This is a genomic window from Rhizobium sp. FG113, from assembly GCF_057809895.1.
Genome location: NZ_JBMDKV010000001.1, coordinates 479034 through 494003 on the forward strand (window position 1 = coordinate 479034; position 14970 = coordinate 494003).

At 62.4% G+C, this 14970-nt stretch carries 11 protein-coding genes; 2 read left to right on the forward strand and 9 right to left on the reverse strand.

The genetic code is table 11. The features are described from left to right. The first annotated feature begins 131 nt into the window (after window positions 1–131). Complete coding sequence (locus tag ACODTZ_RS01935; protein WP_047504318.1) at window positions 132–626, forward strand: hypothetical protein; 495 nt, start codon at window positions 132–134, stop codon at window positions 624–626. A gap of 23 nt (window positions 627–649) precedes the next feature. Beyond that, window positions 650–1102: a hypothetical protein gene (locus ACODTZ_RS01940; RefSeq protein ID WP_489023338.1), complete on the forward strand. Its 453-nt coding sequence runs from the start codon at window positions 650–652 to the stop codon at window positions 1100–1102. Window positions 1103–1117: 15 nt separating this feature from the next. Here the strand turns inward: ACODTZ_RS01940 and ACODTZ_RS01945 are convergent, their stop codons facing one another. The 9 genes from ACODTZ_RS01945 to ACODTZ_RS01985 all read right to left on the reverse strand — a co-directional run bounded on the left by ACODTZ_RS01945 (window position 1118) and on the right by ACODTZ_RS01985 (window position 14966). After that, window positions 1118–1372: a DUF982 domain-containing protein gene (locus ACODTZ_RS01945; protein ID WP_081992903.1), complete on the reverse strand. Its 255-nt coding sequence runs from the start codon at window positions 1370–1372 to the stop codon at window positions 1118–1120. A gap of 318 nt (window positions 1373–1690) precedes the next feature. Beyond that, entirely contained in the window at window positions 1691–1915 is a 225-nt protein-coding gene (locus tag ACODTZ_RS01950; protein ID WP_112981293.1) for a hypothetical protein, read from the reverse strand. A 166-nt stretch (window positions 1916–2081) separates the two neighbouring features. Further along, a complete protein-coding gene (locus ACODTZ_RS01955; RefSeq protein ID WP_018898056.1) occupies window positions 2082–2285 on the reverse strand; it encodes a hypothetical protein in 204 nt (67 codons plus the stop codon). Window positions 2286–2539: 254 nt separating this feature from the next. Further along, window positions 2540–4309: a sulfite reductase subunit alpha gene (locus tag ACODTZ_RS01960; RefSeq protein ID WP_489023340.1), complete on the reverse strand. Its 1770-nt coding sequence runs from the start codon at window positions 4307–4309 to the stop codon at window positions 2540–2542. 2 nt (window positions 4310–4311) lie between these two features. Beyond that, window positions 4312–9822, reverse strand: a complete 5511-nt coding sequence (locus tag ACODTZ_RS01965; RefSeq protein WP_489023342.1) for a glutamate synthase-related protein — start codon at window positions 9820–9822, stop codon at window positions 4312–4314. 436 nt (window positions 9823–10258) lie between these two features. Continuing rightward, complete coding sequence (locus ACODTZ_RS01970) at window positions 10259–12094, reverse strand: methyl-accepting chemotaxis protein (RefSeq protein WP_489023344.1); 1836 nt, start codon at window positions 12092–12094, stop codon at window positions 10259–10261. A 225-nt stretch (window positions 12095–12319) separates the two neighbouring features. Then, on the reverse strand, window positions 12320–13360 hold the full coding sequence (locus ACODTZ_RS01975; protein WP_489023346.1) for an ABC transporter substrate-binding protein: 1041 nt from the start codon (window positions 13358–13360) through the stop codon (window positions 12320–12322). After that, window positions 13357–14145, reverse strand: coding sequence for an ABC transporter ATP-binding protein (locus ACODTZ_RS01980; RefSeq protein WP_489023348.1), 789 nt, complete (start codon window positions 14143–14145; stop codon window positions 13357–13359). Before ACODTZ_RS01980 ends, ACODTZ_RS01975 begins: the two co-directional genes overlap by 4 nt. Next, complete coding sequence (locus ACODTZ_RS01985; RefSeq protein ID WP_489023350.1) at window positions 14142–14966, reverse strand: ABC transporter permease; 825 nt, start codon at window positions 14964–14966, stop codon at window positions 14142–14144. The genes ACODTZ_RS01980 and ACODTZ_RS01985 overlap by 4 nt, the downstream gene beginning before the upstream one ends. Window positions 14967–14970: the final 4 nt, after the last annotated feature.

Below are 14970 nucleotides of genomic sequence, written 5' to 3' on the forward strand. Positions count from 1 at the left end.
GCCCGAACTTTTTTTAGGCCTGAACCATTTCTGGGGCGGAGCGAACGTGCGATGGCGGTGTGCGGATCTTTTTAACGCCGCAACGCTAATATGCGCCCGTACACATGTTCTCTAACCCCCAGGGACCTTACATGAAGACGATTCTCGTCGGGGCGCTCCTCGCCGCCCTCATACCCGGCATCAGCCAGGCCAAGACGCTTGCATTCCCGAGCGACGCCCCCATCGCTCAGATCGCCATTCCGGATAGCTGGGAGCCCGAGGAAACGGAAACCGGGATTCAGGCGACGTCCGATGACTCGGCCATTTACCTCTCGATCGACGTCGCCGACGAAAAGAGCACGGACAAGGTCATCGACGATGCCATTGCCTTTCTTCAAAAGAACGGCGTGAAGGTCGATGGCTCGACGCAGAAGAAGTCCGATGAGCCGATCAACGGCATGGACATGACCAACTTCGACTGGACCGGCACCGACAATGACGGCGCCGTCAACATCGGCCTCTCGCTGCTCTCGCCGAAACCAGGCAAGCTCCTCGTCATCACCTATTGGGGTTCGCAGGGAACGCAGGAGGCGCATGGACCTGAACTGCAGGCGATCATCAGCTCCCTGAAACCTGCAGCCGAATAATATCGCGCGGGCACGGCTCTGCCGTGCCCGCCTTTTCCCCCGAGGTCACCGTGCGCTTCTTCAAATCCTGTATTCTACTTTCGCTTTCCGTGCTGTCGGCCGCGAGCCCGTCATGGGCCGACGCGTACAAGGCCGTCAGCAACACCGCCATGTCCGTTACCGGCGACATCTCGATGGACGACTTCAGCATCACCTTTGAAACGGGTGATGAGCTTTCGTTCTCCAATCTGGTTGCTGATCACTTCATGGTCGATGGCGAGCGCGTGCCGGCTTCCGTCTATCGCGTCGCCGATCCTTCGGATCCCGAGTTGCTGAACGGCAATCGTCTCTGCGGCTCCGGTCCGGTCACCTATGTCGCAAATTGGTCCGCCGGCGATGGCTTGTCCGCGATTGCGGTGTTCAACGGTCGGCATGCGCCGAAAAGCTCCGACGAAATGTGCGCGTCCTACACGTTCGAGGAAGGCGTCGAGGAGTGAGCGCGGCGACTCTGCCTAAAGCGGAACCGGTGCGGCGGGCACCACGTCGTACGGCACCTTGGCCTCATCGGCCGCGGCGATGAAGGCGAGGCGGGCATCTTCCGGCGACGCCTTGCCGATGGCCACGCCGTCGCACACTTCCAGGGCGGAAAAGTAGGCCTTGCCTTCAGCGACCGGCCATGCAGTGAAAAGCAGTTTGAGCGCTTCACGGGTACTCGTGACCGTATAAACGGCGCCACTGCGCCGGCAGGCGATCAGAACAGGGATCATCCATGGTCTCGTGTCCAACGCTCTATACCCCCTCGAAGCGCATTTGATTGGCGGCAGCCGTGCAACGTTGCCACCGCGCCCTTAACATATAGTATGTTCTTTATGCATCAAGCGTGGGCGCTCCGGTGCCGCGCATGAAAAAACCCGGTGCGAGGGGCTGCACCGGGCTTTTGGTTGGACTGCATTGGGCTTGCTGATCCAGCAACGCGGATTTCAAAACGTTGCGCAGTTAAAACCCTTCAGCTCAGAAAAGGTTCCCAAAGAAGATCGGGCGCAATTCTTGCCGATCTTTCGGTCAACGGTGCAACGGTGAACCCGTTATTCCTCGGCAACGCCGTTCATCAGCCCGTCGAATACTTCGAGCATGGCGTCGGCGATCGCCTGGCCGAGCGCATTGCCGGCCTGGCCGATCTCCGTGTCGTCCATGTCTCGCGCGGCAAGCGCAAGCGCCGTGCCCTGTTCGCTGACGATCAGCTTGGCGCGTTCGATCGCCCAAAGCGAGAAGTCGTTGCGGTTGTCGATCGTTACGGTTTCCGGTTCCATGGCCAATTCCTCTCATTCGCTTGCGCGCTTATTAGCCTCTTTGGCGGGAATATCGAAGCACAATCCTCGCTACGGCCACAACGCGCTCAGGTCATGAGTGGGTGGCTGGGTCGACGCTTGCCGCAGCCGCGGCAGGCGAGTGTGCCACATGATAACAGTCGAACCGTTAGTTTGGATCGAGGTTTTTCATGCCACGGCGCGTATGCCGCAGTTCAACGATCTGGCGCATCTGTGCCAGTCTAAGTTCCAGCGCTGTCCTGTCCATCGACGGGGGCAGCTTGCTGAGTTCATCCGCAAGGATATCAATCTCCTTGAGGAGGAACGGTAAATCGAAACCTTCATGTTCCATGTTTTCCGCCATGCCATTCATGCAAGCGATTCTTGCTTGCATCGATTTACATGCTTCGCTGTCACGGCTAGGCGAGTCTCGTTCAACGTTCTTAATATCCAATAAACTATAGCCATCAGCGTCCCGAAATGACACCTGATAGTGCCAGGAGAGCACGAACGCGCACGCTTTCCTACCCGGCACATGGTCCGGGGTGATAAACGCGTTCGAGCGGCCGAATGTCTCGACCGCTCGATGGCATTTGGGGATTGTGACGGGCTCAGCCAGTCCTGGCCCTAGTAGACGTCGCGCACGTAGCGCTTCTGGCGCTTCAGCTCGTTGACATAGCTGGTCGCAGCATCGGCCGAATGGCTGCCGTGGACAGCGATGATGTCGTGGAGGGCCTGGTCCACGTCGCGCGCCATTCGTGTCGCATCGCCGCAAACATAGAAATGCCCGCCTTCTTCCAGCCAGGCGTAGAGCGCCTTGCCGTTCTCGCGCATGCGGGTCTGCACGTAAATCTTTTCCTGCTGGTCGCGGGAAAAGGCCAGATCGAGCCGCGTCAGTAGCCCTGCGCTGCTCATCGCAGCCAACTCCTCTTCATAGATGAAATCGTCGGCCCGGTGCTGGTCGCCGAAGAACAGCCAGTTCCGTCCCGTGGCGCCGCGGGCCTGCCGCTCCTGCAGGAAGGCGCGAAAGGGCGCGATGCCGGTGCCGGGGCCGACCATGATGGCTGGGGCCGCATCATCTAGGGGCACGCGGAATGCCTTGTTCTGCGACACGAAAATGCCGGCCATGTCACCCTCCGCCCGATCCGCCAGATAGGTCGAGCAAACGCCGCCATGCTCGCGCCCGTTGGTGGTGTAGCGCACGCTAGCAATGGTCAGGTGCACGCGCCCTTCGGCCGCAAGCGGGCTCGAGGAGATCGAATAGGCGCGGTGCTGCAGCGGTTTCAGCAGGCCGACAAAATCGGCGGCGCTCATCGCGTTCTCGGGCAGCAATTGCAGGAGGTCGAGACTATCCTTGCCCCACAGCCAGCTCTCCAGCGCTTCCTTGTCGCCATGGCGCAGGATATGGCTGAGCTCTTCATGGCCGGCGCGCCGTTCGATCTCCGCGATCAGTTCACGCGACGGCGTGGAAATCTCGAAGCTGGTCGTCAGTTCCTGGCCCAGCGGCCGGGCGAGGCCGGCAACGGCTGCGTCCGCGTCAGCGCCCAGGCGCTCCAGAATGGCCGAAACAAGTGCCGTATTGTTCACCGGCATGACACCCAGGGCATCGCCCGCTTCATAGGCCAGTCCGCTATCGCCGAGATCGAACTCGAAATGCCGAATCTCCTTGGCGGATCGGATCCCCGAAAGCAACCGGTTGATGGCAAGGGTCGAGGGATAAGGCGACTTGCGGTTCCATTGCGATTTCTCGCGGGCAGGCAAGGCTGTCGCTTCGGTCGGCGCGGCCGGCTCTGTGGCTCCACCTTCGATCGCTGCTGCGACCGGCAGGGTCTCGCCCACCCAGGCCGATGCGGCATCCTCGTAATCCACGTCGCAATCCAGGCGGTTCGCCATCCGCTGGGCGCCGAGTTGCTCCAGCCGGGTGTCGATCAGCTTGCCCGCCTGGCAGAAGCCATCATAACCGGTGTCGCCGAGCGCCAGCACGCCGAAGTTCATGGCTTCCAGCCTCGGCGCGTTGTCCGCCGAAAGCGCCTCCCAGAAGAGCTGCGCATTATCAGGCATCTCGCCTTCGCCATAGGTGGAGACAACCACGATCACCCGCTTCATGGTCGCGAAGCGAGCCATGTCGATATCGTCGAGCGCCTCGACTGCCGGCTGCATCCCGGCAGCGCGGGCAGCAGTTGCCGCATCCATGGCGACACCCTCGGCATTGCCGGTCTGTGTGCCATAGAGGATATGCAGTGGGCTTGATGCCTGCTGCTGCGGCGCAGTTGCTGTGGCAGCAGTGCCGTCACCATCGATCGCCAGGCGAGAGTGGAGGCCAGCCAGGAAGCCGGAAAGCCAGGCGCGCTGGTCGCCATTGAAGGGGGCGTCTGCGGGGATATAGGGCACTTTCATCGTCACACTCGGCTGGTTCTGGCAGATGTCGTCAGGTCGGAGACGGCGCGCTTGGCGAACAGCTCCTCGAAGCTCGGCAGGCGGCCGATCCTGTCGATGTTGCGGGCGTACTGGTGGATGATCCAGCCGTAGGTGCCGGGGCTGTCCATCGACAGGATGTTGCGGCGCGCCAGCGCTTCCTTGTAGTCGGCGAGCCGCTTGGCGGCGATCATCACCGCCAGCTGTTCGTCGCTGTGGCTATCGATGGCGTCGCGCGCGTGCCGCATCAGCTTGCTCATCAGCGCGAAATCCTCCGTCAGGATGAGGTTGCGCACAGCCTTCTCTACGGCTGGCTCGGAGGGGCCGAGTGCGTTGGGCACACGCGCCATCGCCAGCCCCTGCGCCATGGAAAGCACGGTGTAATTGTTGAGCAGCGCGAACATCTCGTCCGTATCGGTCTCGCCGTAACCAGGCACACGGCCGTTGAGCACCGGCTTGCGGTCGCGATAGGCCAGCTTGAACTTACGGACCTGATGGGCAGCCAATGCCGAGGCGAGTTCCTCGATCAGCTCCTTGCGCGGCTTGGCCTTCAGGATCTGATCGCTGTCCTGATAGAGCAGCAGCGCCCGCGGCATGCCGTAGACGAAGTTGTGCCGTTCGCTCTCCCAGTTCTCCAGGAGCCAGCGCGCCTTGGACGAGCCGGTCGCGGTCAGGTGCCAGGTGAGCAGCATGTGCACGGCTTGGCTATGGATCGCAGCTTCATCCCCTTCGTCGGATATCGAGCCGAGCAGGATCGAGTCGTGGCTGACCTTCTTCGGCAGATCGCCATAGGGATCGTACTGATAGACGAAGCCGCCGCTCATGCCGTTGCCGAAGCCCTTGCCGAAGCTTCCGAGATTGAGAACAGCGCCATTTGTCATGTATTCGCAGCAGAAGTCGCCGACGCCCTCGACAACTGATGTCGCGCCGGAATTGCGCACGGCAAAACGGTCCCCAGCCTGGCCTTCCACGAAGGTGCGGCCACCGGTGGCGCCGAAGAGAGCGAAGTTGCCGATCAGCACATTGCCGCCGGCCTCGTCGGAGCCGCCGCCCGGCGACTTGACGACGATCGTGCCGCCGCAGGCGCTCTTGCCGACGCCGTCATTGCAGGTGCCGGTATGGGTGAGCACCATGCCGTCATTGCAGAACGCGCCATAGGATTGCCCGGCCGAACCGGAGGTTGCGATGTTGACCGATCCGGGCTCAAGGAAGCGGCGGCCGCGCTCGTCCTGGCGAACCGCTGGCAGGGTGGCTGCCGTGGCCGCGTCGATTTCGTAGTTCAGCATCCGCTCGATATCGACCGCCAACTGTCCGCCGACGCTCTTGTTGCAATTGTTGAGGAAGCGATTGCCGCCGAGTTCGACGGTTGCTTTGCCATTCTCGATCAGCGCCGACTGCACGAGGTCGAGGAACCCGTCATCGACGACGTAATCCTTCTCCATATAGACGGGGTCGGTAATCTTCACCTCCTCGACCACCGCGAGCATCGCGCGGAGGTCAAGCTGCCCGACGCTTGAGGGGTGATCGAGGAGATGAAGGAGGTCGGAGCGCCCACGTGCCTGGCGCAGCGACGGCAGGCCGAGCGATGCCAGAAGCTCGCGGGTCTCGTGGGCGATGTTGAGCAGATATTGCGCAAGCGCCCTTGGATCGCCGTTGAAGACCTCCTGGTTGGTGGTCAACCCGGCCGGGCACTTGATGTTGCAGTTCTTCGCCATGACGCACTTCAGCATCATCAGTGCGGTCGTGCCGAATTCGAAGCTGTCGCCACCGAGCAGGGCTGACTTGATGACGTCGCTTGCCGTCTGGTGCGCGCCCGAGCAACGCAACGTGACCTTATCGCGCAAGCCGTTGGCGCAAAGCGCCTGGTGAACCTCCGCGATACCGATTTCAGCGGCGCGTCCCGTGTATTTCAGGCTGGTTACGGCGGCGGCACCCGTGCCGCCGGTATTGCCGGCGACATTGATGACGTCGGCGCCTGCCTTGGCGACGCCGACGGCGATCGTGCCGATCCCTTCCGACGAGACGAGCTTGACAACAACGCGTACGCGCGCCGCCTTCGCATCGTGGATGAGCTGCGCGAGATCCTCGATCGAATAGGTGTCGTGATGCGGTGGCGGCGAGACGAGTTCGACGCCGGGCGTGCCGCCACGGGCAGCCGCAATCTCGACGGTCACCTTGGGCGAGGGGAGCTGGCCACCTTCGCCGGGCTTGGCGCCCTGACCGATCTTGATCTCGATCTCCTCCAGCATCGGATCGGCGAGATAGCCTGCCCAGATGCCGAAGCGGCCCGAGGCGAACTGCTTGATCTTGGACGCGCGGATCGTGCCATAGCGTGAGAGATGTTCGCCGCCCTCGCCGGAGTTCGACATGCCACCGGCCATATTGGTGCCGTGGGCGACCGCTTCGTGGGCAGCGGCCACCAGCGCGCCGTGGCTCATGGCGCCGGAGGCAAGCAGCGGCGTGATCTCGCTTGCGTTTTGAACCTCGGAAAGTGGGATGCTGGCAGGTGCCGTGCGCAGCAGCGAGAGATAGTCGCGCGCCTCGCCCTTCGCCTGCACAGCAAGAGCGCCTGCTTCCAGCCAGTGGCCGACAATGTCGGTTCCGAAGCGCATGACGAGCGACTGTGCGAGCGCCGAAAGCAGCGTCAGCTGGCTGCCACCGGAGGTCGTCAGCCGCAGCCGGAACTCGTCCTCGCCAACACGCTCGCAGGCAAGGCCGCGCACCATGAAGGCGTTGTTTCCCTTGCGGGAAAACCGTCCCATCTCGCGCTTGAAATCTTCAGCATTGCCGCAGAAGCTGACATCGGCGGGCAGGTCCAGCACGTCGCGCAAGGCCGCGGGGCGCCGCATGCGCTCTTCCATCATCATGCGCGCGAAGGCGCGGTAGCCGGGCGTGATCTCGAAGCGGTCGATCGCCTCGGGCGTCAGCTTCTCGAAGCTGGTGCTGTAATAGGCGGCGTCGTTGAGGCCGAAGGCATCTTCCAGACGGTTGAGCGGCAGAAGCCGGAAGAATTCCGATTGGTCGGTCTCGCCGGCCATCCGCTCGAAATCGATCTTCTCCTCGGTCATGTCGACGAAGCCACGGACAGCGGTCGTTCCATAGGAGTGACCGGCGCCCTCAGCGCGCTCCTTGAAAAGGCCGAGCAGCGGGATTTCGCTTTCGCCGGTGACGGTCAGCGCCCGCATGTGCCAGTCGCACACCGCCTGGGCAATGACGGCGAAGTTCACGCCGCCAACAGGTGTCTTCACATTCGGGAAATAGCGGTGCAGCACCGGATCGTTGGTGTCGAGGAAGTTCGGCTCGAAGAACTCGCCGGCGATATAGCTTTCGGCGGTGCAGAGACCCACCTTGCCCATGGTCTTCATCAGCGACTTTTCCGCCGCCTTGGCAAAGCGCTTGAACGCCTTGTCGGCATCGACACCGAACTTCTCCTCGGCCCGGAACTGGACGCCGAGCGGATAAACGGCGGAAGCACCGAAGCCAAGCGCTGCGGCAATATGATGAGACGAGGAGATCTGGCCGCTCTCTGCGATGATGGAGACCCGCAGGCGAAGGCCGGTCTCGATCAGGCGCTGGTTAAGCGCGGAGATGACGATGATCATCGGCAGGGCCGCGCGGTCGCGGGCCACATGGCGATCGGTGACGACGGCGATGCCGCCTTCTTCAGCGGCGAAGGCCTCCACCGCGTCGCAAAGCCTGAAGATCGCGGCCTCCAGCGCCAGCTCGTTGGCCTTGGGATCGCCGGCGACGGGCGTATAGAGCATCTCGAAGCGGCGCAACGGCGTCTCGCTCTGCTCGCGGATCTTCAGCATGTCGAGATGGGTGAGGATCGGCGAGCGCACGACGATCTGTCGGGCAGCCTTGGTGCCGATGTTCGGCTTGGCGCCAAGCGCGACGCGAAGCGTCATGCCGTCGGCTTCGCGGATGCTGTCGAGCGGCGGGTTGGTCACCTGGGCGAAGCGCTGCGAGAAATACTTGGCAACGCCGCCTTCCTGGTCGGAAAGGGCGTTGATGGCATTGCCGTAGCCCATTGCCGAGATCTTCTCGGCACCCGTCGCCAGCATCGGATCCATCAGGAACTTGAAGCTTTCCTGATTATGGGAATAGGCGACGTAACGCTGATGACGCTCGAGGTCGCCATTGTAGCGCAGCGGGGATCCCTGCTGGTCGGCCGGCACGTCTGGCAGGTCCTCAAGGCGGATGCGGGCGTCGGCGAGAAGCGTCCGGTAGTCGCGCTGTGCGGCGAGCATATCGAGCGCTTCCGATGTCGAGAAGGATCGGCCGGCCGCGTGGTCGAAGTAGAGCATGCCACCGGCCTCGATCCGGCCGCGCCGGAGAACGCTCTCGGGCGGAAAGGCGATCTGGCCCGCTTCCGACATGACGCAGAGATAATCGGAGGTCTCGACGGTGCGCAGCGGCCGTAGGCCGAGGCGGTCGAGCCTTGCGCCGACGATAGTGCCGTTGCCGAAGATCAGAGCAGCCGGGCCGTCGTTCTTCTCCTCGTAAAGCGAGAAGTATTCGAACATCGCCCTGACGTCGTCGGACAGCGTTTCGTCGTTCTCCCAGGCCGGCGGCATCATCGAGACGACGGCGGTGACGAGGTCGAGGCCATCTTCTATGACGCGGCTCTGCAGGGTCTGGTCGAGACGGCAGCTGTCGGACTGGCCCTTCGGGCGGATGATCGCGGAGTTGCGGGCAAGCGCGATCGCGGCCTCGGAGAGGCGGTTCTTCTTGTCGGTGTTCAGTTCGCCATTGTGCGCCATCAGCCGGAAGGGCTGGGCCATGGATGGGTGCGGGTCGGTGTTGGTGGAAAAGCGCGTGTGGAAATACATGGTGTGGATTTCGTGCGCGGGGTCCACGAGGTCGCGGAAGTAGGGCAGCACCTCGTTGGAGTTCAGCCGACCCTTGAAGACCTGCGTGCGGGCGCTGAGCGACAGCGGATAGAAGCCGGCCAAGGCCGGATCGGTATAGGCAATGGCTTCGATCGCAAGCAGCGCCTTGTGGATGCGCCAGTCGAACTCCGCCGGCGTCCTCGCGGCGTCGGGAGCGGCAAACACCCATTGGCGGATCGGCAGCTGGTAGCGCACAGCGATCGGGCGGATCGCATCATTGTCAACGGGCACGTCTCGGACGAGAAGCACGGGCAGCCCCTCATCGGCCAGCGCCGCCTCGATGATATCAGCCGCGCGCTGGTGCTCATTCGGGTTGTTCGGCAGGAAGAAATTGCCGACGCCGAAGCGACCGGTCGCGAGATCAGGCTTGCCGGTGAGGCCGCGGAAGAAGGAGAGGGAGAGATCGACCGAGATGCCGGCGCCATCGCCGACGCCCTCCGCCGACATGCCGCCGCGATGCGGGACGGCACAGAGCGCCTCGTGCCCCCTCTTCAGCACGTCGTGGGTCTGAACGCCGTCCTTGCGGGTGATGAAGCCGACACCACAGCTGCTCTTGTCTTCGCTGATGTCGTAAAGGCCCGTGACCCTGTCTTGTGCGCTCATCTGCCCGTCTCCCTTTGGTCGCGCCTTGGCGCGTGTCGTTTCAGTCCCGCAGGCGGAGCCGCAGGTGACCTGGCACGCTCCTCCGCTGGCGATTTAAAGGCGTTTTTTATTGGCGGTATGCGTGGACGCACGCGTGGCGGCCGGCTGCTCAATCGCTGCCGTGAGGACCGTCACTTTGCTGTAGGCGCGTGCTGTCATCGTCGAAATGGACCCGCGTAACGGCCGCCGATGGCTGACCTTTGATTACGTCAGCATTGCTTACTTATCTTGATTGCTAGAGTCAAGTTTGACTCGGGGGTGTGCGCGATTTTCCTCACGGCCTGCTTGCAAACTTCCTCGCCGGCAAAGGTTATGAGCACAACGAAATGTGGCGACGCCTGGGGAGACGCCGCCACATCTATTCCGATAATCGAGCCGACTCGATCGCGTCGGAGAGTTAGCTTGCGAGCCGCATCTTCTGGCCCATGTCGTGAAGCGACGTCGCCCCATCCCTCTGAGCAATGCGGAAGCCCCGGATCAGATCGAGCAGATCGCCGGTGTCGTTGGCGAGCACCTCGGCGGATGCGGTCGTCTCTTCCGCCATCGCGGCATTCTGCTGCGTTGCCGTATCCAGCTGGTTCATCGATTGCGAGATCGAACGCAACGTTGTGTCCTGCTCCTGGGCACTGTGAGAGATCTTCGAGACGATCTCGTTGGCGCTTTCGATCTGGCTTGAAATCCTCTTCAGCGCTTCACCGGCGCGTCCGACGAGATCCACACCATGCGCGACCTGCGTCGAGGAGCTGGAAATCTGGCCTTTGATTTCCTTCGCCGCCGCGGCGGACCGCTGCGCGAGTTCGCGAACCTCCTGCGCGACAACCGCGAAACCCTTGCCGCTTTCGCCTGCGCGGGCCGCTTCGACGCCGGCATTGAGGGCCAGAAGGTTCGTCTGGAAGGCGATTTCGTCGATGACACCGATGATCTTCGTGATCTCGGCGGAGGACTGTTCGATCCCGTTCATGGCGTTGATCGCTTCGCTTACGACAGCGTCGCTTTGCTGCGCTTCGCTGCTGACGCTTGAGACGCGCCGCGCCGCTTCGCGGGCGCCATCGGCGGTCTGCCTGACGGCAACCGTCAGTTCGTCGAGCGCCGCGGAGGTTTCCTCGAGGTTCGCGGCCTGGCGTTCCGTGCGCTGCGCGAGCTCGTTGGAGGCGCGGCGAATTTCTTCCTTGCTGACGGCAATGTCGTTGCCCTTCAGGCTGACGCGCGACATCGCCTGCTCAAGCCGTGCGAGCGCATCGTTGAAGTTGTCGCGCAGGCCGGCATATTTGGCGCCGAGATCATCGCAACGGACGGTGAGGTCGCCGTTCGCCAGCCTCTCGAGCGAACTTCCGATTGTCGAGACAACATGCGCCTGCTGCTCGGCGTCAAGCAACTGCGCATCGACGCTGCGCTGGCGCTCGGCATTGAGCTCGCGCTGCTGCTCTTCCTGCCGGATGGTCATCTGCTGGCGATCGCGCACCTTTTCCTGCAGCGACTTGGTGGCTTTCGCCATCATACCGACTTCGTTGCGCAGGTCGGTGTGCGGAATGACCTTGCTGATATCCTCATTGGCAACCGCGCCCAACGCGTCGTGGATCGCAGTCAGCGGCTGCGAAATGCTGCGAATGATGTAGAAAGCCATGGCGACGGCGATGAACAGCGCGATGAGACAGAGACCAACGACTTCAATCGTCGCATCCCAGATCTGCGCCTCCACGTCATCCATGTAGACGCCGGTCGCAACAACGACCTTCCAGGGTTCGAAGGCTTTTGAATAATTGCCCTTGAGGAAGAGCTGATCAGCCGGCTGGCCGGGCTTCTGCCAGTAGAAGATCGTGCGGCCGCCGCCAGCGATACCGCGATCAACCTGCTCCTTGGAGATATATTTTCCGGTCTTGTCCTGTGTGCCGGACTGGTTCTGACCGATGCTTTTGGAGCCTTCCTTGAAGATCTGGACGACATTGTAGTCGAAGCCGACGAAATAGCCTGAAGGCTCGTATTTCATCTTCTCGACAACCTTGAAGGCTGCCTGTTGTGCGGCTTCGTGCGTCAGTGTTCCGGCTTTCTCCTGCTGGTAGAAGGTGTCGAGCACACTGATGGCGCTTTCGACCTGCGAGCGCATCATTTCGAAACGTTCGGTGTAGATGGCATCACGCAATGTGCTGATCTGCATGTATACAATGCCCGAGAATATGACGAGCAGCAGGCCCACGAGCATAAAAAGTTGGCGTGAAATCCTTAGGTTTTTCAAAATGAAAGCTCCGAAAATCAAAGTGGCGAGAACGCCGTAATGGTATAAATAATTCGCCCGCTAGCAATCGGCGCTACATCATGAATTTTCGGTAAAGCTTTAATCAAACTGCACGCTAGGCTACTCGCTTGGCCTTGTGCTCTTGATCGCCTCGGCCACGGGAAGCACTCCTCCAACCGGCTACCGATTGGAGGAGTGTCGTGGATGGTGCAGGCATGCCGGCTGTCAGGCGGCGTCGAGCGGCGTGTTCGTGAAATAGCCGGTGAAATCAGGTGCTGCCTCAAGCGCCTTGCCGTCGGCGTCCTTCAGGATTTTCGCCTGGAACAGATAGTTGCCGATCGCCGTCATCTTGGCCGGATCGATGCGACCGGTAATGCCGTCGTTTGTGCGGAAATAGTGTCCCGCGATCAGCGCCTTCAGCGATGCCTCTACAAGCGCACGATTGGTCAGCGCGTCGCTATTGGCCGCGATCATCAGATCGACCGCGTCGTCGGGGTGATCGACCGCGAAGTCGTAGCCCTTGCGCGTCGCCTGCAGGAAGGCGCGGGCGAGTTCCGGCTTCTCGTCTAGAAATGCCTGGCTGGAGGCGAGCAGCGTGGTGTGCTCGTCCGGAACGCCATAATCGGCGTAGCGGAAGGCGCGTTGCTTCACACCCTCGAGTTCCGCCTGCACGCCCTCCCAGGTGTAGACCTCGAGCGTGAAATCGACACTGCCGTTGGCGAGTGCCTGATAGGCGGAGGTGCCGAGCGTCACGGTCTCGAATTCGCCCTTGCCGCCATCATGGCGGATAAGCGAGCCGATCAGCGCGTTCTCCCAGGCGCTGCCGAAGCCACCATAGGTCTTGCCGTCAAGATCCCTGGGGCTGCGGATGTCATCGCGATCGGCATTGAAGACGAGACGGCCGGTCTCGGTCTGGACGATGGCATAGGTCGCCATGAGATCGGCGCCGGCTGTCCGCTGCGTCATGAGGCCGATGGCGCCGTCAATGCCGAAGTCAGCGACATGATTGGCGACGAGTGTGCCGGCCGAGGTGTCCGTATAGGGCAGGATCTCCACGTCGAGGCCCGCATCGCGGTAAAATCCCTTGTCGCGGGCCACGAACAGGCCGATGTGGTTGGTATTCGGTGTCCAGTCCAGGGCGACCTTGACGGGGCGCTTCTCCTCGCTGCAGGCCGACTTCGAGAGAAGCGGCGACATTGGCAGCGTAAGCGCAAGCCCTGCGGCTGAAGCCAGGGCTGCGCGGCGGGTCAGCATCGGGTTTTTCATCGTGGTTCCTCCAGGTTGGTCGTTGTGGCGTCGTTAGGGGCATTGAAGAGAGTGTCGAGGATGTCGGCCTCGATCTCGGCCGCAAGCGCGCGCGCCGCGCCGTCCAATATGCGCGGGCGCGGCAGATCGACGGTGATCTCGCGGATGACGCGGGCAGGGCGGGGCGAGAAGATATAGATGCGGTCGGAGAGATAGACCGCCTCGCGCACATCATGAGTGACGAGCATCGCGGTCCAGTCGTGCTGCGACCACATCTCCTCCAGCCACCGCTGCATGCCTGCGCGCGTCAATGCGTCGAGCGCGCCGAAGGGTTCGTCGAGCAAGAGCATCGGCTTGTGCTGCACCACGGTGCGCAGCAGTGCCGCCCGTTGCCGCATGCCGCCGGACAATGCCGCCGGATAGTGCTGTTCGAAGCCGTCGAGGCCGAATTCGGAAAACAAAGGCAGCACCCGCCGGCGGGCCTCGGCGCGGCGCATGCCCTGGACCTCAAGGCCAAGCGTGGTGTTGTCGATTATGCGCCGCCACGGCATCAGCGCGTCGCGCTGCGGCATGAAGGCGAAGGGGCGGATCGTTCCGTCAAGCGGTTGGCCGTCGAAGCGCATGCTGCCGCTCTCAGGCCTGCGCGCGCCGGTCAGCAGTTTGAAGAGCGTTGACTTGCCGGAGCCCGAAGGCCCGAGAATGGAGACGAATTCGCCGGGCTTCACCGTCAGCGAGATGTCCGACAAAACAGGCGTTTCGTCGTAGCGGCAGGTGATGTGGTCGAGTTCCAGGCGCGGCACGGTCATCGGGCGCCTCCCTTTCCGCGTCTTGCCCATGGCATGGCCAGGTGTTCGGCGATGACGGTGAGGCCGAATAGAGTAAGAGTGAGGACGGCGCTGACGAACACGGCGGCCAGCACCAGATCGGGCCGGAAATTGTTCTTGGCGTTCAGCATGTAGATGCCGAGCCCTTTGGCAGCACCCGCATATTCCGCGAAGATCGCGCCGACGACGGCGTAGGTGATGGATATACGCAGCCCGGCGAAGAAGAATGGCAGGGCGGATGGCAGCCGGGCGAGCAGGAACTGCTTCCAGCGCGGTGCACCCATCGAGGCAACCAGTTGCTGCAACTCGTCTTCGGTCGATTGATAGCCCTGGCAAAGCGCTACCAGCATCGGGAAGAAGGTGACGAGTGCGACCAGCAGGATCTTCGGCGTCAGGCCGAAGCCGAACCACAGAACGATCAGTGGCGCGATGGCGACCAGCGGCAGCGTCTGGCTGATGATGAAGAGGGGAAACAGCGCCCGACGAAGCGGCTGGCAGAAGTCAATTAGCACCGACAGGATGAAGGCTGCCGCGAGCGAGCAGCCGAAACCGGCGAGCGTCGCCCGCAAGGTCGGGAGCGTGTTGTCGAACAGCGCCTGTCGTGACTGGAAGGTCTGCGCAAGCACGCGGGACGGCGCGGGCAAGGTCGTGGGCGAGATGCCGGACAGGCGAACATAGGCCTCCCAAGCCGCCACCAGAAGGCAGACCGCCGCGATTGCCGGCAGAGCCTGGCTCAGACCAGTACGGATATGATGGTGCAGGTCGGAAACGACCTGCCGCGAAGGCAGACGTGATGTCGACATGGGA

Coding starts and splice junctions, on each gene's coding strand:
- ACODTZ_RS01975 (WP_489023346.1), bottom strand. CDS start 13,360: ATGAAAAACCCGATGCTGACCCGCCGCGCAGCCCTGGCTTCAGCCGCA.
- ACODTZ_RS01980 (WP_489023348.1), bottom strand. CDS start 14,145: ATGACCGTGCCGCGCCTGGAACTCGACCACATCACCTGCCGCTACGAC.
- ACODTZ_RS01965 (WP_489023342.1), bottom strand. CDS start 9,822: ATGAGCGCACAAGACAGGGTCACGGGCCTTTACGACATCAGCGAAGAC.
- ACODTZ_RS01935 (WP_047504318.1), top strand. CDS start 132: ATGAAGACGATTCTCGTCGGGGCGCTCCTCGCCGCCCTCATACCCGGC.
- ACODTZ_RS01985 (WP_489023350.1), bottom strand. CDS start 14,966: ATGTCGACATCACGTCTGCCTTCGCGGCAGGTCGTTTCCGACCTGCAC.
- ACODTZ_RS01950 (WP_112981293.1), bottom strand. CDS start 1,915: ATGGAACCGGAAACCGTAACGATCGACAACCGCAACGACTTCTCGCTT.
- ACODTZ_RS01960 (WP_489023340.1), bottom strand. CDS start 4,309: ATGAAAGTGCCCTATATCCCCGCAGACGCCCCCTTCAATGGCGACCAG.
- ACODTZ_RS01955 (WP_018898056.1), bottom strand. CDS start 2,285: ATGAATGGCATGGCGGAAAACATGGAACATGAAGGTTTCGATTTACCG.
- ACODTZ_RS01945 (WP_081992903.1), bottom strand. CDS start 1,372: ATGATCCCTGTTCTGATCGCCTGCCGGCGCAGTGGCGCCGTTTATACG.